Source organism: Algoriphagus aurantiacus (assembly GCF_035156405.1).
Lineage (GTDB): Bacteria > Bacteroidota > Bacteroidia > Cytophagales > Cyclobacteriaceae > Algoriphagus > Algoriphagus aurantiacus.
Genome location: NZ_JAXRUT010000007.1, coordinates 162,651 through 182,499 on the forward strand (window position 1 = coordinate 162,651; position 19,849 = coordinate 182,499).

At 39.7% G+C, this 19,849-nt stretch carries 15 protein-coding genes; 9 read left to right on the plus strand and 6 right to left on the minus strand.

What is annotated here, in order from left to right; genetic code table 11:
- The first annotated feature begins 4 nt into the window (after nucleotides 1-4).
- The gene (locus SYJ56_RS09420) at nucleotides 5-2,215 is read left to right on the plus strand and encodes an adenylate/guanylate cyclase domain-containing protein (protein WP_323833752.1); all 2,211 of its coding nucleotides are present in this window, start codon (nucleotides 5-7) and stop codon (nucleotides 2,213-2,215) included.
- Between the two features lie 60 nt (nucleotides 2,216-2,275).
- Here the strand turns inward: SYJ56_RS09420 and SYJ56_RS09425 are convergent, their stop codons facing one another.
- Together SYJ56_RS09425 and SYJ56_RS09430 are read right to left on the minus strand one after the other, a co-directional pair.
- Complete coding sequence (locus tag SYJ56_RS09425) at nucleotides 2,276-3,655, minus strand: S8 family peptidase (RefSeq protein WP_323833754.1); 1,380 nt, start codon at nucleotides 3,653-3,655, stop codon at nucleotides 2,276-2,278.
- A gap of 129 nt (nucleotides 3,656-3,784) precedes the next feature.
- On the minus strand, nucleotides 3,785-4,669 hold the full coding sequence (locus SYJ56_RS09430) for a PPK2 family polyphosphate kinase (protein ID WP_323833756.1): 885 nt from the start codon (nucleotides 4,667-4,669) through the stop codon (nucleotides 3,785-3,787).
- 116 nt (nucleotides 4,670-4,785) lie between these two features.
- On the opposite strand from SYJ56_RS09430, the gene SYJ56_RS09435 reads away from it, so the two are divergent.
- The 6 genes from SYJ56_RS09435 (at nucleotide 4,786) to SYJ56_RS25925 (ending at nucleotide 10,639) form a co-directional block, all read left to right on the plus strand.
- A complete protein-coding gene (locus SYJ56_RS09435) occupies nucleotides 4,786-5,931 on the plus strand; it encodes an acyltransferase family protein (RefSeq protein ID WP_323833757.1) in 1,146 nt (381 codons plus the stop codon).
- Between the two features lie 77 nt (nucleotides 5,932-6,008).
- Nucleotides 6,009-7,010, plus strand: a complete 1,002-nt coding sequence (locus SYJ56_RS09440; protein ID WP_323833758.1) for an endonuclease/exonuclease/phosphatase family protein — start codon at nucleotides 6,009-6,011, stop codon at nucleotides 7,008-7,010.
- A 6-nt stretch (nucleotides 7,011-7,016) separates the two neighbouring features.
- Complete coding sequence (locus SYJ56_RS09445) at nucleotides 7,017-7,571, plus strand: DUF4287 domain-containing protein (protein ID WP_323833760.1); 555 nt, start codon at nucleotides 7,017-7,019, stop codon at nucleotides 7,569-7,571.
- 100 nt (nucleotides 7,572-7,671) lie between these two features.
- On the plus strand, nucleotides 7,672-9,957 hold the full coding sequence (locus SYJ56_RS09450) for a S9 family peptidase (RefSeq protein ID WP_323833762.1): 2,286 nt from the start codon (nucleotides 7,672-7,674) through the stop codon (nucleotides 9,955-9,957).
- A 149-nt stretch (nucleotides 9,958-10,106) separates the two neighbouring features.
- Entirely contained in the window at nucleotides 10,107-10,355 is a 249-nt protein-coding gene (locus SYJ56_RS09455; RefSeq protein ID WP_323833763.1) for a hypothetical protein, read from the plus strand.
- Entirely contained in the window at nucleotides 10,352-10,639 is a 288-nt protein-coding gene (locus tag SYJ56_RS25925; protein WP_416377793.1) for a type II toxin-antitoxin system RelE/ParE family toxin, read from the plus strand. Before SYJ56_RS09455 ends, SYJ56_RS25925 begins: the two co-directional genes overlap by 4 nt.
- Nucleotides 10,640-10,955: 316 nt before the next feature.
- On the opposite strand, the gene SYJ56_RS09460 is transcribed toward SYJ56_RS25925, so the two are convergent.
- From SYJ56_RS09460 to SYJ56_RS09475, 4 genes are all read right to left on the minus strand, one after another.
- Nucleotides 10,956-12,332: a transposase gene (locus tag SYJ56_RS09460; protein ID WP_323833765.1), complete on the minus strand. Its 1,377-nt coding sequence runs from the start codon at nucleotides 12,330-12,332 to the stop codon at nucleotides 10,956-10,958.
- A gap of 217 nt (nucleotides 12,333-12,549) precedes the next feature.
- Entirely contained in the window at nucleotides 12,550-14,655 is a 2,106-nt protein-coding gene (locus tag SYJ56_RS09465) for a plastocyanin/azurin family copper-binding protein (protein ID WP_323833766.1), read from the minus strand.
- 15 nt (nucleotides 14,656-14,670) lie between these two features.
- Nucleotides 14,671-16,548, minus strand: a complete 1,878-nt coding sequence (locus SYJ56_RS09470) for a 3-keto-alpha-glucoside-1,2-lyase-like domain-containing protein (protein ID WP_323833768.1) — start codon at nucleotides 16,546-16,548, stop codon at nucleotides 14,671-14,673.
- Between the two features lie 229 nt (nucleotides 16,549-16,777).
- Complete coding sequence (locus tag SYJ56_RS09475) at nucleotides 16,778-17,677, minus strand: DUF3078 domain-containing protein (RefSeq protein ID WP_323833770.1); 900 nt, start codon at nucleotides 17,675-17,677, stop codon at nucleotides 16,778-16,780.
- Between the two features lie 48 nt (nucleotides 17,678-17,725).
- Between SYJ56_RS09475 and SYJ56_RS09480 the strand changes: the two genes are divergently transcribed.
- Nucleotides 17,726-18,001 carry a DUF202 domain-containing protein gene (locus SYJ56_RS09480; protein ID WP_323833772.1) on the plus strand — a complete coding sequence of 92 codons (276 nt, stop codon included), beginning with the start codon at nucleotides 17,726-17,728 and terminating at the stop codon, nucleotides 17,999-18,001.
- A 3-nt stretch (nucleotides 18,002-18,004) separates the two neighbouring features.
- Nucleotides 18,005-19,786, plus strand: coding sequence for an SLC13 family permease (locus SYJ56_RS09485; RefSeq protein WP_323833774.1), 1,782 nt, complete (start codon nucleotides 18,005-18,007; stop codon nucleotides 19,784-19,786).
- Nucleotides 19,787-19,849: the final 63 nt, after the last annotated feature.

A 19,849-nucleotide genomic window follows, 5' to 3' on the forward strand; every position in this document is an offset into this window, starting at 1 on the left:
TTTTATGAATCAAGAGCTACATCGGAAGAAATCGATTGTCTATTTTTCTGACATAGTAGGGTATACTTTGTTAATGGGCAAAGATGAAGATCAGGCTTTTGAGCTAATGAAGCAAAACTTAAATCTTCACAATCGTGTGCTTAACAAATATCGCGGAACAGTTGTCAAGGAACTTGGGGATGGGATTTTAGCTACTTTTGAGACAGCCGAAGAAGCCTTAAAGGCAAGTCTTGAAATCCAGGAAGAATGGATAAAAATAGGAGAACTTAAACTTCGAATAGGTCTTCACTGCGGTGGAGTAATCCTAGATCATGGAGATGTCTACGGGGATGCCGTAAATATCGCCTCACGAGTTCAAAGCATTGGTATTCCCTCTTGTGTACTTTTTTCTTCCAATGTACTAGAGCAAATTCCCGAAAATTCAGGGCTATTTCATACAAGTTTAGGTTCAATCAAACTCAAAAACGTTACTAAAACACTGGAGCTTTATGCCTTAACCAATAAGCCCTTAGCTATCCCACATCGTAAGGAAATTATCCAGACCGTGAAAAGTCAGGAAAAAGAACCTTGGAAATTTTGGGTAGGACTTGCAGTCTCCTTTGTTATTTCAGTATTCCTGATATTCTCTTTTTTTTGGAACGAATACACTTGGGAAAAAGATAAATCTGTCGCCGTATTGCCATTTACCAACATCATTACCAATCCCGATCTGGCGTTTTTTGCGGATGGTTTGACTGAGGATATAATCTCTCACCTTTCCAAAATTGAAAGTATCAAGGTGATTGATAAGGATGCAGTTTCTACCTATCAGGATTCTGAAATCCCCTTAGATTCCCTTGCAAAATTACTTGATGTCACCACCATTCTTAAGGGTTCAATAGAATGGATTGAAGATAAAATCCGGATAAATGTCCAAATGATTGATCCAATAGAAAACAAAAATCTATGGACAGAAACCTATAATAGAGAGGTCAAGGATATTTTTAAGGTCCAAACTGAAATAGCGTCCAAAATCGCTACCGCCCTCAATATCAATCTTAGCTCCAAAGAAAAAGAGCAGATTTCAAAAGAGCAAACTAACAGTTTTGAAGCGTATGAGCTGTATCTAAAAGCAAAAGAAAGCTATAAAAAAAGCACAAAAAGCAAAACTTTAGAAGCCATTGATTATTATGATGCCGCACTTGAAATCGACCCAAACTATGCGTTAGCTTATACAGGGTTAGCAGATTCTTACGCCAGACTGGCATACTTTGGAGAAGGAGAAAATTGGCTTGATTCCAGTTTAATTGCAAGTGCAGATGCACTGGACATCGATGACTATCTTGAAGAGGCGTATAAGTCTAGAGGATCGGTATTCTATTACCAAGGAAAGATTGAATATGCTCAGATTTCTTTAGAAAAAGCGTTGGTTCTCAATCCAAATTTTAGTGATGCCATGGGGAATCTGGCTACTGTCTATATGACTCAGGGAAATCTAATCAAGGCACTGGATCTCCAAATCAAGTCAGCTTCTCTGAATCCAACTAATTACATTCCCAGTCAAATCACTGGATGGCTATATCGAATATTAGATCATCCTGATCTGGCAATAGATTGGCTTGAAAAATCAAACTCAATCAAATTTGATGCAGTCACATGCGAACAGCTCGCTTATGTCTACCTGGAACAAGGGGATTCGATTGAGGCGCTCAAGTATGTTGATTTAATACTTGAGAGAGATACTTCCAATTCAGTCTACAACTATTCATCTGCAGGATATATCTCCTTTATGGCTGGAGATATGGATAGGTCCATTGAACTGTTTGAAAAGATCCTTGTATTAAATCCAAACATGCCGAATGACATGTATGATTCCACCCCAATTTTCTTAGCATATGCCTATTTACAAAAGGGTCATGACGGGCTAGCTAATACACTAATAGAAAGTGCAATTAAGGCACGTGAAAACTCCGCGGAGAATATTGATAATGATTCGAATTTTTGGTTTGATCTTGCTCAATTAGAAGCAATTAGAAAAAACGAAACAAAACTAGTCCAATACCTAAATCAAGCATTTTCCAGTGGTTTTAGGGATGAGTTTCAAATTAGATTCAACCCAATTTTCAAAGACTTTCTAATAGATCCCGGTGTGCAGTCCGTGCTTGAGCAAATAGATAAAAGCCTGTACGAAATAAATCAAGAATTACAATCCAAAGACTTAGGTCAACGAAAGTGAGATCCATTAAGAAAGTTAAACCCATATGAGTTATTTGCGATCTATTTCAAGGTTTGACTATTAATCTCCAACCTTTGCTATTGGATAAAGAGGATCATCACCTTCAGCGTCGGGACCTCTTCTTATCGATGCTAGTGTACCTACATTGGTGCTATGATAAAGTATTCCAGAAAATATAGCTGCTGATAAGGATGTTCCCGATACCAGTACATAGGTTCCACCAGGCGCAGTAGTAAACACATACTCTCCAGGAGCTAGGTAATCAATAGATGGCAAACCATAATTTGAGAAGGAAGAATAATAGTACTCTCCCGGATTGCGAACCTCAATGGATCCGATGGTGAAAATCTTAGATTTCACAGAAGGAGGACTTGATTCTAAATCAATACAACCTGGGAAATTGGTCAAAGATACAGTTGGTTCGTTGCCAGCTGACATCACAACATATACCCCTTTGGATGCCAGCAAATCTATCAATTCATACATCTTTTTGTATTGAGGGGCGTTACAATCTCCCAAAGTAATTCGCAATCCCCAGCTTAGATTTACCACATCTCCTGCGCTAGCATGGTCATATATATGTGTCAAAGCAAATCTAACTATCGCACTATTCGTTTTGCCATTTCCATTAAAAATCTTTATTGATACCATTTTTGCACCCGGAAACACTCCATTAACACCATATCCCTGTGAATAAATCGGGTTTGTAGAAGCTAATCCGCCTATTACTCCGGCCAAAAATGTTCCATGGCCATAAATGTCTTCAAACGGGTCATTACTACTACCTGCTGAAAAATCAGAAGAAAGATCAGCTTCAATGGAGTCAAAATTCAAATCCTGATGTTCGGAATCAATTCCACTATCAACTATCCAAACACGATGAGTTGGATTTGAGGAGCCAGGCAGCCCACCACCGATTTCTTTGATCATCAAACTAGTTTTGGTTAAGGAATCATACCTAAGTTGTTCCTGCATAATTGGCCGCCTAGCATGCTGTATATAATCAGTTTGCATGATTGGTCGCCTTGCTTGAATATCAATTGGTCGAGACATTAAAAAATGATGGCTAACTGCATTCACTTCCAAATTTTTAAATTGAGCTTCTGTCAGGCCACCCAAATAGACAGATACATCTAGTGAAACACTGATATATTTTTCGTATACCTGAATAGATTCATCAATCTGCTTAATTTCTTGATTTATTTCACTTTTAAGCTTTTTAGCATCACTTTGACATGCCTCACCATCTAATCCACCTATGCAATTGGGATTATTTTTGAGAGGTATATAACCAGAGGACTCTTCAAAAATCAGCTCGACATTATATAATTCCTGCTCATTTGGTGAATATAAAGTTGTTACTGATATTCCTTTGGTACCTTCCGAAGCACAGGAAAAAAGGATATATCCAATTACAAGTAAATAGACTAATTTTTTCATAGTAGCAAAAGTTTAACTTGTTAAAAATCAATATTTTAAAAGTATATTAAACTACTAAAATTCAACACTATTCAAAAATAATCCTATACTTTTTATGCGTTTTCTTGACTTCAAAATTCGCTTTTAAGCTTATTTAGATTCTTTTGAAAGAATATCCTTATACATATCTATGTTCTTCATGATTTTATCATCCAACTCAGGCTCTTTGATGTCCTCGAATTTTTTCATTCGCTCATAGATGATTTTGGCAACTAGGACACGGGCTGTTTCTTTGTTGTCTGAAGGAATAATATACCAAGGTGCATGATCCTTAGAAGTTTTATTAATCGCTTCCTCATAGTATTTCTGATAATCATTCCAACGGCCTCGCTCTTCCAGATCTCCTGGAGAAAACTTCCAATTATGCTTTGATTTATTTAGCCTGCGAAGTAAGCGCTGCCTTTGCTCCTCCTTTCCCAGGTGCAGAAAGAATTTGAAAATGATCGTTCCATTGTCACTGATATGCTTTTCGAAATCATTGATCTGCTCATATCGTTGTTCCCAAAACTCCTGTGTTATATCATCTACCGAATTGATTCCAGGAATATTTTCACTTAAAATATAGGATGGGTGAACTCGGGTTACCAATACATTCTCGTAGTGCGTACGGTTAAAAACCCCATATTTCCCTCGCTGTGGAAGGGCAACAACATGTCTCCACAAGTAATCATGCTGAAGCTCCAAGAAGGAAGGCGTTTTGAAACTATGAACCACTACGCCGCGAGGATTGAATTCTTTGAAAACTTCCCTGATCAAGCTGTCCTTACCTGCTGTATCCATTCCCTGCAAACAGATTAAGACATTGTATTTATTGTGCGCATACATAATATCCTGATGCTCACTAAGTTTTTCCCTTAGCTTATTCAATTCCTTATCCTTCTTTTTTTCAGACGCTTCCAAATCCAAGGCTGTCGACACATCGTTCAGGGAAATAGTAGATGTCACTTTAAAATCATCAACGGAGATATTTTTCATGGATTCAGGGTTTTTATAAGCATAAATTATATGTTTTCGAGTAATTAACAAGATAATATTTTATCTTAAAGCTGTAGAAAACCCCTGACTTTTATCACCCAATCCCCAACCTTAAAATGATCCAAAATTCTATCTCTCCAGGTATAACCAATCGATACCTGGCTCTTGACGTACTACGTGGAATGACAATTGCCTTCATGATCATAGTCAATACCGCTGGTGACTGGAGCAATCTCTTTGCTCCCCTAGCTCATGCAAAATGGCATGGCTTCACCCCCACTGACCTGGTTTTCCCTACTTTCCTATTTGTGGTCGGAAATGCAATGAGTTTTTCGATGAAGAAACTCCAACAAATGAATACTTCAGATTTCTTTAAAAAAGTAGGAAAAAGAACCGTCCTGATTTTTCTGATAGGATGGCTGCTCAATGCCTTTCCGTTTTATGATGTTTCAGATACAGGGGCCTATAGTTTTATTGATCTGACTGAGGTCAGGTTATTCGGTGTTTTGCAACGCATTGCACTATGTTATTTCTTCGCAGCCATTGTTCTTTATTATGGAGGTATTAAATTAGGATGGATATTCAGCGCAATCGCGCTTCTGGGCTATTGGGTCATCATGTATTTCTTTGGTGATGCGGCTGATCCCTATAGCCTGACCGGCAATGCAGCCATCAAGCTTGACCTAGCCCTTATCGGTCCTGAAAGAATGTATGGAGGTGAGGGAATTCCATTCGACCCAGAAGGAATCCTCAGCACCTTACCCGGTATTGTAAATGTAATTGCAGGATACCTAGCCGGGAAAATGATTCAGAAACTGGGTAATACCATGGAGACTGTTAAAAAACTACTCCTTATTGGATTAGTATTAATTGTGGTCAGCTATATCTGGGACATGGCTTTTCCTATCAATAAGAAAATCTGGACCAGCTCTTACGTCTTATTGACTACAGGCATAGGGCTATTCTTACTCGCGCTGTTGATTGGCGTAATTGAAATCAAAAACTGGAAAGGCTGGACTTATTTCTTCGAGGTTTTTGGAAGGAACCCACTTATCCTTTATGTGCTTTCAGGATTGGTCATCAGCATTCTTTCTATGATTCCACTGGGAGAGAGCAGTTTAAGAGGATTCATTTATAGTAATTTCTACACCAGTTGGTTGACTCCAAAAATGGCTTCCTTCCTATTTGCATTTAGCTATATGCTGGTTATTTGGTTGATCGGACTAGTAATGGACAAAAGAAAAATCTACATCAAGGTATAAATACAATAATTTGTTAATCAGATAAATACCTGTAAAAATGTAACTTAAGGTTGATTTTTAACCTAAGACATATTTTTATGATACTATCAATTGGAGTTTACAATGTTGAGTGGATGCGGGATCTATTTGACGCCGACGGCAACCCGAAAACTACAGGAAGAGAACTCATGAGAAGTCAGCAACTGGCTGATGTGATACAAGCAATGAATCCAGATTTCCTTGGAATAGTTGAAGGTCCTAATACCCTGGTAGACGGATCAAAAACTGCTTCCAATCAAATGGAAATCTGGACTCAGACGTTTTTGCCAAACTCGAATTACAAAGCGATTCATGGTTTCCCCTCTGCAGGCCAGCAGGAGCTTTGCGCGATTTATAAACCCGACAAAATCAACGTCCTTTTTACTCCTGAAACTAAAACAGGGAAACGCTTTGATGAGCCCTTCTTACAAGACACAACAAACCGTTTGATTAAAGAGCAATACAGGCATTATCGTCCACCCCTTGAACTGAGCATTCTAGGTTTAGACAACTCATTTATCACGCGCATAATCATTGCCCATACTAAATCAAAAGGTATTTTTGATATGGTGGATTATGCCCGATTCGAACAGATTTCAGCACGTGATCGACTGAAGTTATTTGCAGAATGTATGTCTATTCGTGAGCGTTGCGACGAGTATCTGGAAAAGAATCAACAAGTGATTGTGATGGGTGATATCAATGATGGATTTGAGCTGGATTTTTACGAAAATAAATTTTCGAAAAGTGCCGTTGAAATTCTATTGGGAGATCTCTGGAAACCAGGATTTGTCTTAATACCGGTACTCCCCAAACCAAAACTCAATAGTTATGGGTATACCCCGAATTCCAGCAAATACAAGGACCGGATAACCGGTGATCAAATCAATGTATTGATAGATCACATATTGGCCAGCCAAGGGTTAAAAGTAATTCAAGGCACTGTTTGGAATCCATATTTGGAAAAGGATAATGCTACCATACAAGCTATAGCTGATTCACTCAAAAAAGCATCAGACCACTTCCCTGTTCTCTGCGAAATAGAAACAATAAACCCCTAACAAACTATGGATCAAGCTACACAAACAATGATCGACAATCTAGAGAAAAATACAGGCAAAAGTCTCGATCAATGGGTTGCTATTGTTCAAAAAGAAGAATTAAAAAAGCACGGAGAAATTATCAAATTCTTAAAAAATGAACATGCATTTACCCATGGCTTTGCTAATCTAGTTGCTCACAAGACCCTGAAATCAGATGCTGGTTCAGCGTCAGACACAGATGAATTGATCGACAAGCAATATAAAGGCAAGGAACATTTTTTACCGATATATGAGAAACTAGGTGCTGAAATAAAAGCATTTGGTTCCGATGTTGAATTTGCACCAAAGAATTCCTATGTGAGTGTAAAACGCAAAAAGCAATTTGCGATGCTCATCCCAGCCACTAAAACCCGATACGAGATTGGCATTAATCTAAAAGGTCAGCCTGCTGAAGGCATACTGGAAACAGACACGAAAACCAATGGCATGTGCAGTCACAAGATTTACCTGAACGATGAAAATGATATTTCTCCAGAAGTAATCAATTGGATCAAAGCTGCCTACGAAACTGCTGGATAAATAATACCACTCACAAAATAGGATCACTTTTAGTCAATTGCTGAAGTGTTTTTTTTGAATTTTGGGGATATCTTGATTTACAAAGCTATATCCCCTTTTTATGTCTAAAATTCAGATTTTCAGATCTTTCCTACGTGCGTATGTATTCATTCTCCTTTTGTCTCTCAGTGGTCAATATTCTTTTGGACAAATCACTGAAGACACCTATCACAAAGCAGAATATTTCCTCAGTAATTCTATCCAAAAAGAAGTCTATCATTTGGATGTAAATCCGAATTGGTTGGATGATAAAAAGCGCTTTTGGCATCAGACGTATACCCAAGATGGCAAGCGCTTTTTTCTGACTGACATTGAAAAGGGACAGACCCAAGAAGCTTTTGACCATGAAGAATTAGCCAAAGTCCTCAGTGAAAAAAGTGGAGAAACGATTGATTCAAAAAGTCTTCCTATCAATAGAATTCAATTCAACAACGATGGATCACTGGTTTTTGAATGGCATAATCAGGAATGGACCTATACTGTTGGAGTACTTGAATCCAAAAGAACTTCTTCCGATTCCAGAGATAGAACTGTTTCTATTTCCCCTGATGGTAACTGGAAAGCCTATGTGAAGAATTTCAATCTCTTTGTAGAAAATCTGAAAACCGGGGAAGAAACGCAACTGAGCTATGACGGAAAGAAAGAGTATGAATATGCTTCCTATTGGGGCTGGTCAGATATGCTCCATGGGGAAAATGGGGAGCGCCCAGCGCATTTTAGCATCAATTGGTCACCGGATTCTAAGAAGATCCTAACTCAGATTGTGGATTTACGCTTGGCTGAGAAGATGCTGCTTTTGGACAATAGTCAGGATGATAAATTCCGTCCCCAATTGATGGGCTATTACCGTGCATCTCCCGGGGATACCACTGTGGTGATGTACACACCTGTTTTGTTTGAGATAGAAAGCAAAAAAGAGACAAAATTCCCGAGACTCTCCCTTCCCCACTTTATTGGGATAAACTTAAGCTGGGATGATAACAGTGAAAATCTTTACGGCACCTATCTGCAAAGAGGGTTTAAAAGTTTTGATCTTATCGAGATCAATGTGGACTCCAAAGAAATCCGCAAAGTCTACTCAGAGTCCTCTCCAACACATGTCAATAACAACAATATATTCAGAAGGCTAGATAATGGACAATTCATCCTTGGTACAGAGAAATCAGGATGGAACCAGCTCCATTTGATGGATTGGGAAACGGGGGAACTTGTGAATCGAATCACTTTAGGAAATTATGTGGTAAAAAATATCCTATCAATAGACGAGGAAAACAGCACGATTTACTTTGAAGCTGCAGGAAAGGAAGAAAATATAAACCCATATTATTCATTTGTATATAAAGTGAATTTTGATGGTACCGGGCTAGAATTATTAACTCCTGAAAATGCATTTCACTCCATCAGTTATAGCAGTGGAAATGATTATTTGGTCGATAATTATTCTACGGTGAACCAGCCTACAGTCTCGGTAGTAAGAGAATTGAAAACAGGGAAAATTATACATGAAATTTCCAAAGCTGATATTTCCAACTTACTCAAAAAAGGTTATCAGAGCCCAAAGCAATTCACCGCTACTGCTAAAGATGATATGACTACCATTTACGGAATCTATTACCTACCTACTGATTTTAACCCCAAAAAGAAATACCCTATAATCGACTATACCTATTCGGGTCCCCACATAGATATTACGCCTAAAACTTTCCGGTCCGGATTAGTGGGCCTGCAACAGCCCATGGCAGAATTGGGATTTGTGGTAGTGACAGTAGACGGATTAGGAACCTCTAGCAGAGGGAAGGCATTCAATGATGTATCCTACAAGAATCTAGGCGATGGAACTACTGATCATGTGCTTGCAATCAAAGAACTAGCTGCCCAGCATATGTTTATGGATATACAGAAGGTAGGAATATTCGGCCACTCTGCGGGCGGATACGATGCAGGCAGAGCCATGCTGCTGCACCCGGATTTCTACAAAGTAGGTGTGGCTTCTGCCGGAGATCATGACCATAGAATGGAAAAAGCCTGGTGGCCTGAGATGTATATGGGATATCCTGTTGGGGATTTCTACCATGAGCAATCCAATGTCACCAATGCTGCAAACCTTAAAGGACATCTGTTATTGGCGCATGGAGGAATAGATGAAAATGTAAATCCTTCGGCCACTTTCAAATTTGCAGAGGCATTAATCAATGCTGGAAAAGACTTTGATTTATTTATCTGGCCAAGTCGAAATCACAGTTTCGGCAGAACAGATGGAGATTACTTTACCAAAAAGCGCTGGGATTACTTTATAGAGCATTTGATGGGCGAAAAGCCGCTAAGGCACTACCAGATTAAGAAGTAATTGAAAATTTGAAAATCTCTCAATTATATTGATATTGGATTGTTATGAAATCGAGATTGTCTTGGGAAACAAAGAGAGGGATGATTATAAGACCTGCGAGATTCCATCTTGACTTTCGGGACAGGTAATGGCCTTTGATAAATAATCATATGAAAATTGAGAATGAAAAATTGAAAATTATAGATTGGATTCGGAGCTTAGAAAATGAGACAGTAATTGATCACTTAAAAACTCTTCAAAAAGTTCCATTTCCAAATCAGATCTATCAGCTTCCCGAAGCTGAAAAACAGGCTGTAGATATTGGGTTGAAATCATTAGCGGAGGAACGAACCTATACTAATGAGGAAGTCAACGATATAATGAGAGCTAAATACCCGCAACTTTATAAGGGAAAATGAAAGTCATATGGACTAACCAAGCCCAGAAGGACTATGATCAAAACATAGATTATTTACTTTCAGAATGGTCTGAAAAAGTAGCGCAAAATTTTATTGATCAGGTTAATTTAACTATCCAGCTTCTTACAATAAATCCATATTTATACCAGCAGAGTAATTATCAAAATATTCGAAAAGCATTCATAACTAAACAGATTTTACTTTTCTATAAACCCGAAAATAAAAGGATAGTTCTAATAAGATTTTGGAACAATTCTGGATCAACGGAAAGCCTATTACTCTAACCTGAATCATGCATTAGCTAACAACTGAGTTTGTTACACTGCAAAATAAAAAAGCGCAAATCTATCGATCTGCGCTTTTCAAACTTTTTAGTTTCATTTCATAAAATCTTAAAGCAGGGCTTCTTGGAAAATTCCTTTGAAAAGGTCAGTTAGGGTTATGATTAAATCCCAACTGCCCTTTTTCTTTGCTTATGGTTAGATTTCGAGGTCAATTGTAGTACGGAAAAGTACAATTTTTTCAGTCAAGTATCTGGAATAACCGAAACATTTCCGGTGTGGGCACACTTATCCCATCAAGGTGCTTTGCACTGTTTTTTTAGGCTGCTTTTTGTTCTGGCGGACTTTCCTTTTCTGCCCTTCGTTTGGCTATTTTGACCGCATTTGCTGCCATTATCCCAAAAAATATCATCAGCTTCTCCCGCTTTTCTCCCTTTACCCTGATTTTTCTCAGCCCGTAGTACTCTTTGTGGGTACCGAACACACCCTCCATTACAGTTGCCCGCTGTCTGGATAGTTCAGAACTGAGTATTTTTTCTGACTTATCATGCTTTCTGGGGCCTTTTTTGGGAAAACAGGTGAAAATCTTGTGGTCAGTGCAGAAGCTGCGGTTTTTGTTTGTGGCATAGATCCTGTCTGCGCCGAGCTGTTTGGCAGGGCCGAAAAATCTCTTGTGCTTAGCTACAGAGAGCTTAAGCCTTGTACACTCATTGAAGGCATTGAAATCCAGTTTGTCGATAAAGGTGAGCCCGTCTACCTGAAGGATGTGGGCTTTGGCACCAAACTCTACCGGCCTGTTCTCCTTTCCCCTCACAATAGGCCTCAGATAAGGTTTGTGCAGGGATACTATCCTGTCCTTTAAAGCCGAAGGCGGATTGTCCAATAGAAACTCCTGCTGCCGATGAACCTTTTTTACTACAGCAAACCTTGCAAAATCCGCTGATCCCAGACCTGCCCCCTGAAATCTGTCCAGGATCTGCTGGAGTTGGCCGATCCCTTTTCCAAGAAGATAGACGAGTGCTTTTCCAAGAAGATAGACGAGTGCTTTTCTTCTTCTCAGTGTCTCCTTGAAACTGTTTTTCCTTTTTCTGGAGTAGCCCATCTGGGCAATTTTCTGCTCCCTGTATTTTGAGCGTGGTCTTGCAATGCCCATTTCCTTACATATGCTGAAAAGCTGTTTTTCGAAAACCCACACACAGCTTTCCCACAACAGTTTGACATCGGTCGGAAACCGGATGAATGATTCGTAACAGGAAGCATCCATCAGCAATACATGGCTGTTGTTGACATCCTGCTTCCAGTGGCTGATCAGCACTTCCTGGAAGTTCTCCCATTCACAGTGCTTTTCCAGGTAAGCCCTGATTCTTGTCATGATGGTCATGTCTTTGATCTGCTGGTTTTCAGCCAGTACTTTGCCACAGAAATACTGTAAAGACCAGTCTGTGTTATAGCGCTCCAATAATTGCCTGTCACTGATATTGAGGTAGGACTTCAAAAACATCAGTGCTAACATGCCTTTGCCCCCAAACCAGCTTGGAGCTCCCCTCCCTGAGCGTTCTTCGGGAAGGCAGGCGACTAAAGCATCCCATGGGATGGAATCATGTACCTGACCTAACAATGAATTCTTGAAAAAGTGATATTTTGGAGAATATCCGTCGAAATCTTTGAAAAGAGGAAGCTGGATTTTATCTTTCATCGTATTTTACTTTGCAACCTTAAAATACAAAAAAGTAAACCCCGGAAAAAGCTGGAAATAGCCGATTTCGGGGTTTTTATATTATGATTTTGTTATCAATACAGCTGAATATCAGCTGGTTATAAAGATATCAAGAAGGCCTAAAGCAACCTAAATTTAGCCAAACTCTAAAAATGAAGCTACTTCGGTCATCGGTCTTCGAACTTCGTTCTAAACTTTACTTCACCACTTTCAATATTCCCTGCATGGTATAAAAATGTCCAGGAACAGTACATACATAAGTGTATTCTCCAGGTTCTGTTGGAGCAATGAAATAAATTGTATTTGATTCACTTGGCTGAAGCAATTTGGTATGGACCAGTACTTTACTGGTATTTGGAATATAGTCTTTTTGCTGACCTTCCAACCCAAGTTTCATCGCAGCTTCTCCTACTTCTATGGCCGTTCCTGGCATCACGATTACTAAGTTGTGAAGCATATCATCAACATTCTGGAATACCAGTTTGACTTTGCTGCCAGCCTTTATCTGTACCTGAGCAGGATCGAACTTCAACCCCGGCTTGGTTCCCATATTGATGGTAATATCTGCTTTGCCATTCCAATCAGCCGGCATAGCAGTCACATGCTTACCCATTTTAGGAACAGCCGGCTTGTTGGCTGCCGCCTGCTTCTTTGCTGCCGCAGCCTGAACTTTCGCTTCAGCATCTGCCTGGGCTTTCGCCACGCTATCAGCCGCAGCTTTCATCATCATTTCATGATCATGACGGGCTTTGAACTGAGCCACATCCACTTTTTCACCTTCTCCGAAATTATTGAGTGTATAATAGCCTACGGTATGCAACAGTGGTTTTCCTTCTGTAGACTTTACACCCTCAGCTTTGATCTCATGAATGTATCCAAGACGCAAATTATCGACCACTAAACGAGCTTTCATTCCATCTTCGGACACTACTATTCCGATGATATTGCAATTCTCATTGTTAATCACAGGGCTACCGTAAGCTGCCTGATACTTATATGTAAATCCTGTCACTTGATAATTCGCAGGGTCTTCAGCTAATTCCTTATCTACAGGTTCTGTGAACTCGATCTCAAACCCATCAGGCTTAGACTTGATCGTCTTCATTTCAAAAGGCATTCTTCCTGTCCAGACCAATCGCTGCAGGCTGAACAACTCCTTCCCTGTAGAAGACCAGCCACGGCTTGTCATTCCTACAAACATGGAAGCATCATTTCCCCATACCATTCTCAATATACCTGATGAGAAACCCTCTCTGAATGGAAAAACAACGCCTTGGTAAACTCCATCGATTTTCTCAAAATCAACACGAGCGATATTACTTTGACCTTGATCACCCACAAATACCTGATTGGAAAAGGGACCAAATCCGCCCTCGGTATTATCATTCAAAAATCCTGAAGTAGAAATCCCCAAAATCCCATGAGGTAACCAAATGGCTGGTGCTTTGAGTCCAGGAACCCGCTGAGCCACATCATAGAATGGCTCTCCCGTATTAGGAATATCTTCTTTCTTTAGCGTCACTGGTGATCCCGGTAAATCTGACCAAGCCAAACTCTCTGCATTACCCAGAAAATCTCCTTTCTCTACGTGAGAGATTCTGCCTGATCCTACCCAGTCACCTTGGTTTTCGGTATAGAAGTAGTCTCCTTCAGCATTCATTCCGTACCCGGCTGGAGAGCGCATGCCTGCTGCAAAAGGAATCATTTCACCTTCAGGTGTGATCTCCAAAGCCCAACCTCTCCATGGCACCAAACTCACGCCATGACCTAGACTATTGCTCCAGCCCACATTGAGCGTGACAAGCATATTTCCATTTGGCAGGAATGTAGGTCCATAGGAATACTCATGGTAATTCCCTGATAGAGGCCAAGAGTAGATTTTCTCATAGACATCCGCTTGCCCGTCACCATCGGTATCACGTAAGCGCGTCAATTCACTTCTTTGCGTCACATAGATATCACCGTCTTTATAAGCAAGTCCTAAAGGTTCGTGCAAACCGGTGGCAAATTTCTTATAAACAGGTTGTTCGCTACCGGAAATATTAGGACTGGAAACTATCCAAACCTCTCCCCTTCGTGTGCATATAGCCAAACTACCATCTGGTAAAGTCGCCATCCCTCCTACTTCTAGAATCACATCTTCCGGAACAGGCAAAGAAATTAATTTGTAAAAATCATCCTCTGTCTCCGGCACCATCATAGGCGCGTTATCCTGGGCTTTTAATTCAACTTGTCCAATAAATAGGCAAGTCAAGGCAAAAGCAAATCCTTTTATACTAGTACGTCTCATTAGATTTTTCATGCTGCTTCCTATTTATTACCAAACGATTGAATAAGTAACCATACCCGCTCTATCTTTCAACTTCACAGGCAAAATAAGTTCTTTGGAACCATCTGCTGCATTCCTTACAATCGCTGATGTCTTCCCCTCAAATTCTATATAATAGGATTTGTCATCTATGGCGTAAAGCCCATTTGGCAGTTTTTCGATATTGGCTCCCTGAGCAACCAAACAATAAATTTGTTCAGTATCGCTTTCAGTTACCACACTCAAAGTATGAACCAATTTCTTTCCGAAATCTTTGGTGTCGAGAGTCTGACGAATAGCTACGCCTGGCATGTCATAGTTAATGACAGGAGTACCGCCTTTTTTCAATTCATACCCTTCAAATGTAAAGTCTTCTATTTCATCTGGCCAAGCCGCATCTTGTGAGGATAAAACAGCCAGACTTGGCTTGCCTCCAAATTCTATCACATTACCCAATGGCAACATCAACTGCGTTTCACCACGACCATACCACATAGGAGTAGTTTCGACAAAATCCCCTCTCCATACATTCAAAAGCTCTCCTCTGCTCAAATCAATCGTATAGTTTACTCCTCCAGGCTCTCCAACAGCCACCGTATGTGTACGTTTCTCACCATGATGCATGATAAATCCTCGCTGCATTTCAGCCTTGTCATTCACTCTCACTTCTATCTGCCCTACCGGATCATCAGCCCGTAAAGGAACATTAAGCGCTGTTTTGGCTATTCCATTTCCCTCTACAGTAAGGGTGATATCATTGCTTGGAGCATACCAGTGACCAAATGTTTTAAAGTAATTCAATTTTATTTTATGCACTCCCGCTGTCAATTGGGTAGAACCATTGGCTTTTCCAGTCACACCATCTACATAGACAACTTCTTTTTCATCGATAAACAGCTTGCCCGCTCCGTTGATCCTTCCAGGGGGTGTATCATCTGGAACCCAGGCTAGATTAAGGTTGAAGAAATATTCGCCTGCACTCGGAACCGTTAAAGTCCCTTCGATCGTCCCTGAAAACTCATTTCTTGTAGCTGGAGCTAAATGAGCTAAGACATCAATATTCATTTCTCCTTTTGGATTAGCATTCGCAAAATCATTGATCGTCTTAATGCTATCGTAGTACGTGAGTTTCATATCAGTCAAAGACACATTTTCAGAGCCATAGATCTTATAGCTAATATCCCGAATCGCAACTCCCCCATGATCTCCTTGAATAACCAAAGGTCCTAGCGCCTGCTCATCTTCGAAAAATGTCCCTTGTGTAGGACCAGTCACTTCGATGTTCTTTTGAACCAGTACACCATTTTGATGTACGGAAATAAATTTGGCATTTGAGACTTTTTGGCCTTGAGAATCGAAGCGAGGTGCTCTGAACATAATTCTCATGGATTGCCAAAGCCCAGGTGATCTACTTACATTCACCAATGGCGGATGTCCTTCATATCCTTCTCGTCCATTTCCTCTGCTCGCATCCCATCTTTGATAGATGGCTCCGGCATCTGAAAATTTAGGATCTTGCACAGCCCATGAATCAAACAACTGAATCTCATACCTTCCCTGAAGGTAAATACCTGAATTGCTTCCTTTAGGCATCATGAAATCAAGCTCCAGCTCAATATCTCCATGCTCAAAAGAAGTTTTGATCGCTTGCCCCCCCCCCTTCTGGATGGTATTCAGCAAAATACCAGTACCGTTTGTGATTTTAGATTTTCCTCCATTAAGATCATAGAACACATCTTCGACGATGGTCCAATTCTCGCTGGTAGGTTGGAATTCGCTCAAATTTTGGAGCGGTAGCACATTGTATGGAATAGGGCTCTCCTGTGCTTCAGATGCTATTGCCTTGATCATTAGGCAACAACAAATCAGAAATGTTTTAGTATTCATTTTAGGTTAAATAGGTTATTACCTCCAAAGATAACTTACTAACCATTTTAAAAAAATAGGATTATTTGAAGATAAATTTACTCAACTTGTATATATGCAATAAAAAAGCAGGAGAAAATCTCCTGCCCTTTATTTGAAAACTAAACCAACTATTATTTAACTACCACAATGAATTCAAAAATAATACATTTATAATCAAATCAAAATTCCAAATAAAAATTTGTTGAGATTATTTCTTCTCAGGAAAGTTACCTTGTTTAAATGCAATTCCTAATGCTAATCCTTGGCTAAATTGAATTTTACTATCCTGATCCAAATCGTAAATCATTAAACTAGTCAAACTAACATTAACCAAGTTGGATACTTTAGCAGTTAGTCCAAAGTCTAAGCGATGATCAATCGCATCAAAAGCCAAGGTTTCGTAGTTGGCATACATTTGATATCGCACCATCAGGGATAAGTTTTCAGAAAGCTTTTTGTTGTAGTCAGCCATTAAGCTGAAAGCTAGCCATTCAGTACGGACAGTCTCTCCGATATCTACACCATAATTATTAGGGACATTTAAATACAAATCAGTATCTGTGACGAAAGTCCATCTTGGTGAAAACGGGGAAAGCCTTAAGCTAAAGGAATCATTGGGCTTATATTCCACACCTAGGGAGGTAGTCAGATAAGCTGGATTGGCAAACTTGGAGATCAAAATTTTATTAGCACCCTCAGGGAATTCATAACCAGGTGCAAATTGTGAAAGGAAATTAACTGCGAAGAAGTAATTCCATTTGTCATTGATCTTATACCCAACTTTTGAATCAAGAAAAATACGGTCATTAGATTTACGTCCCTCCTCATCCTTATTTTTCACTACACCATAGATGAAATCCATCGTATTATCCCAAGACCATTTGTCTTTTGCATAATTTGCACGACCATTGAGGTAAACACCCAAAGCAAATGAGTTCACGCCGCCACCTTGCCAATTGCCACTAAAAGCAGCTTGATTGAGATTTAAACCACCGCTTATTTCTTTGAGCCAATAGCTCGTATCTTGAGGAGTTAACACCTCTTCACCTTGGGCAAATACATTCCCATAAAATAAAATAAAGAGGAAAAGTGTAGTAATTCTTTTCATAATTAGTAGATGTTGAAATATTTCAATATAAATAAAAACAATACAAATATGGAAAATGACTTGGAAAGGGAATTAATAATTCGTGATTATTTGGCAAGACAGCGTACAACTCTTGCAAACAATAGGACCCTATTGTCCTTTATTCGTACATCTCTTTACTTTTTGGTATCAGGAACAGCACTTTTTGAAGTGAACGAACTGGACCATGTAAGGGACTTGGGTTACTTGGCATTTGGATTGAGTTTGGTCTTTCTGATCATTGGATTTGTGGATTATTTCCGTATCCGGGTTAAACTTAAAAAGGGTAATTATCTAAAGATGTAAAAAATGACTTTTGAAATAGGTCTTGTTTTTTCAATTATTGGAATCGCGATCATTCTTTTTTTTACAGAGAAATTTACCATCGACACAGTTGCTATTGGTGTAATGGTTGCCTTTCTACTGACAGGGATTCTCAATGTTGAGGAAGGACTAGCTGGATTTTCCAATTCTGCCACTATCACTGTGGCAGCCATGTTTGTAGTTTCTGCGGCTATCTTCAATACAGGCCTTTTGGATAACTTCACACACAAGCTGAGTTCTCAAGCAGGAAAAGGCCATACCCACCTTCTCTTCACTTTAATGATGTCTGCGGGCTTTCTATCAGCATTCATTAGTGATACTGCTGTGGTAGCTTTGCTGATGCCGGCCGTAATACGGCTTAAGAAAACTGACAATATCCCACCATCCAAGCTGCTGATGCCACTCTCATTTGGCGCATTAATGGGTGGGATTTGCACATTATTAGGCACTAGCACCAATATATTAGTCAGTGGAATAGCAGAAAAAGCCGGATTGCCCTCCTTTGGTGTATTTGAAATGAGCTTAATGGGACTAGTTTTTTTCGCTACTGGATTAATCTATATGCTGACCATAGGAAGATGGCTTACACCATCCAGAAAACATAAATCAGAATTGGGTGAAAGTATCCAATTAGGAAATTATCTCTCGGAGATAGTAATTCTGAAAGATTATGGGCAGATAAATGAGCCGCTCTTCAAGCAGGCGCTTTTTGAAAAACTACCCATAAAACCATTGCAAATCATTCGATCAGATGGTAGAAAAGTACGTGTGTATCCAAACACCTCCATTCAGGAGGGTGATATCATCCGTATTAACTGCGACAAAGAAACCATAGAGAAAATTAAATCTACTCATGGTATAGAGCTAAAAGCAGACTTGAAATGGAATGTAGAAAACATCACCGACGAAGAAGAAAGACTCTATGAGGCGCTGGTCACGCCCAATTCATTTCTGATAAACAAGAGTATCAAATCGCTCAATTTTAAAAAATTATATAATCAGGTTTTGGTTATTGGAATCAGACATAGATCAGATATGCTCGAATCCCTTCTGGCCAAAACTGATTTACGAGCTGGTGACATTCTGCTCCTACGAGGTACAGAAGAATCAATCCAAAGTGTAGAAAACAGCGGTGACCTGCTCCTTCTCTCGGAGACTAAAAGCATAGCTTTAAACAAGACAAAAAGTGTTTTAACGCTGGTTGTATTAGCATTGATCATAGGGCTGGCTTCTTTCGAAGTATTCCCTATTGTAGTCACTGCAGTAGCCGGAGCGATTACTTTAATTATGCTGGGATCATTGAATACTGAACAAGCTTATAAGGCAATCGATTGGAAAGTAATTCTCATGCTTGCGGGGGTCTTATCCATGGGTGTAGCACTAGAGAAGACCGGTGGTTCACAACTTATCGGTGCTTCAATAGTAGAAAGTCTGGGACAATTTGGGCCAAGGGCTGTTATGAGCGCGCTTTTCGCGTTGACTTTTCTTATGACAAATGTGATGTCAAATAATGCAACTGCTGCACTCCTTGCCCCTATTGCAATCAGTATAGCTGTTGCCCTGGATGTAGATTCCAGACCTATGCTTATGGCAGTTACTTTTGCCGCAAGCTTGAGCTTTATGACTCCTATGGGTTATCAGACCAACACGATGATCTATACTCCAGGAAATTATCGATTTAGTGATTATATAAAAGTAGGCACTCCTTTGAACATTCTCCTCTGGATAGTAGCTACATTTGGCATTCCTTATTTTTTCCCATTTTAAGGTTGATAGAAGCGCTCTCTTTATCCATTATCAAAATTTCGCCATTTTTATGGCAACACATTT

Bases quoted from the DNA above. Each gene is read 5' to 3' on its own strand.
- SYJ56_RS09420 (WP_323833752.1), top strand. From the start codon at position 5: ATGAATCAAGAGCTACATCGGAAGAAATCGATTGTCTATTTTTCTGAC.
- SYJ56_RS09425 (WP_323833754.1), bottom strand. From the start codon at position 3,655: ATGAAAAAATTAGTCTATTTACTTGTAATTGGATATATCCTTTTTTCC.
- SYJ56_RS09430 (WP_323833756.1), bottom strand. From the start codon at position 4,669: ATGAAAAATATCTCCGTTGATGATTTTAAAGTGACATCTACTATTTCC.
- SYJ56_RS09435 (WP_323833757.1), top strand. From the start codon at position 4,786: ATGATCCAAAATTCTATCTCTCCAGGTATAACCAATCGATACCTGGCT.
- SYJ56_RS09440 (WP_323833758.1), top strand. From the start codon at position 6,009: ATGATACTATCAATTGGAGTTTACAATGTTGAGTGGATGCGGGATCTA.
- SYJ56_RS09445 (WP_323833760.1), top strand. From the start codon at position 7,017: ATGGATCAAGCTACACAAACAATGATCGACAATCTAGAGAAAAATACA.
- SYJ56_RS09450 (WP_323833762.1), top strand. From the start codon at position 7,672: ATGTCTAAAATTCAGATTTTCAGATCTTTCCTACGTGCGTATGTATTC.
- SYJ56_RS09455 (WP_323833763.1), top strand. From the start codon at position 10,107: ATGAAAATTGAGAATGAAAAATTGAAAATTATAGATTGGATTCGGAGC.
- SYJ56_RS25925 (WP_416377793.1), top strand. From the start codon at position 10,352: ATGAAAGTCATATGGACTAACCAAGCCCAGAAGGACTATGATCAAAAC.
- SYJ56_RS09460 (WP_323833765.1), bottom strand. From the start codon at position 12,332: ATGAAAGATAAAATCCAGCTTCCTCTTTTCAAAGATTTCGACGGATAT.
- SYJ56_RS09465 (WP_323833766.1), bottom strand. From the start codon at position 14,655: ATGAAAAATCTAATGAGACGTACTAGTATAAAAGGATTTGCTTTTGCC.
- SYJ56_RS09470 (WP_323833768.1), bottom strand. From the start codon at position 16,548: ATGAATACTAAAACATTTCTGATTTGTTGTTGCCTAATGATCAAGGCA.
- SYJ56_RS09475 (WP_323833770.1), bottom strand. From the start codon at position 17,677: ATGAAAAGAATTACTACACTTTTCCTCTTTATTTTATTTTATGGGAAT.
- SYJ56_RS09480 (WP_323833772.1), top strand. From the start codon at position 17,726: ATGGAAAATGACTTGGAAAGGGAATTAATAATTCGTGATTATTTGGCA.
- SYJ56_RS09485 (WP_323833774.1), top strand. From the start codon at position 18,005: ATGACTTTTGAAATAGGTCTTGTTTTTTCAATTATTGGAATCGCGATC.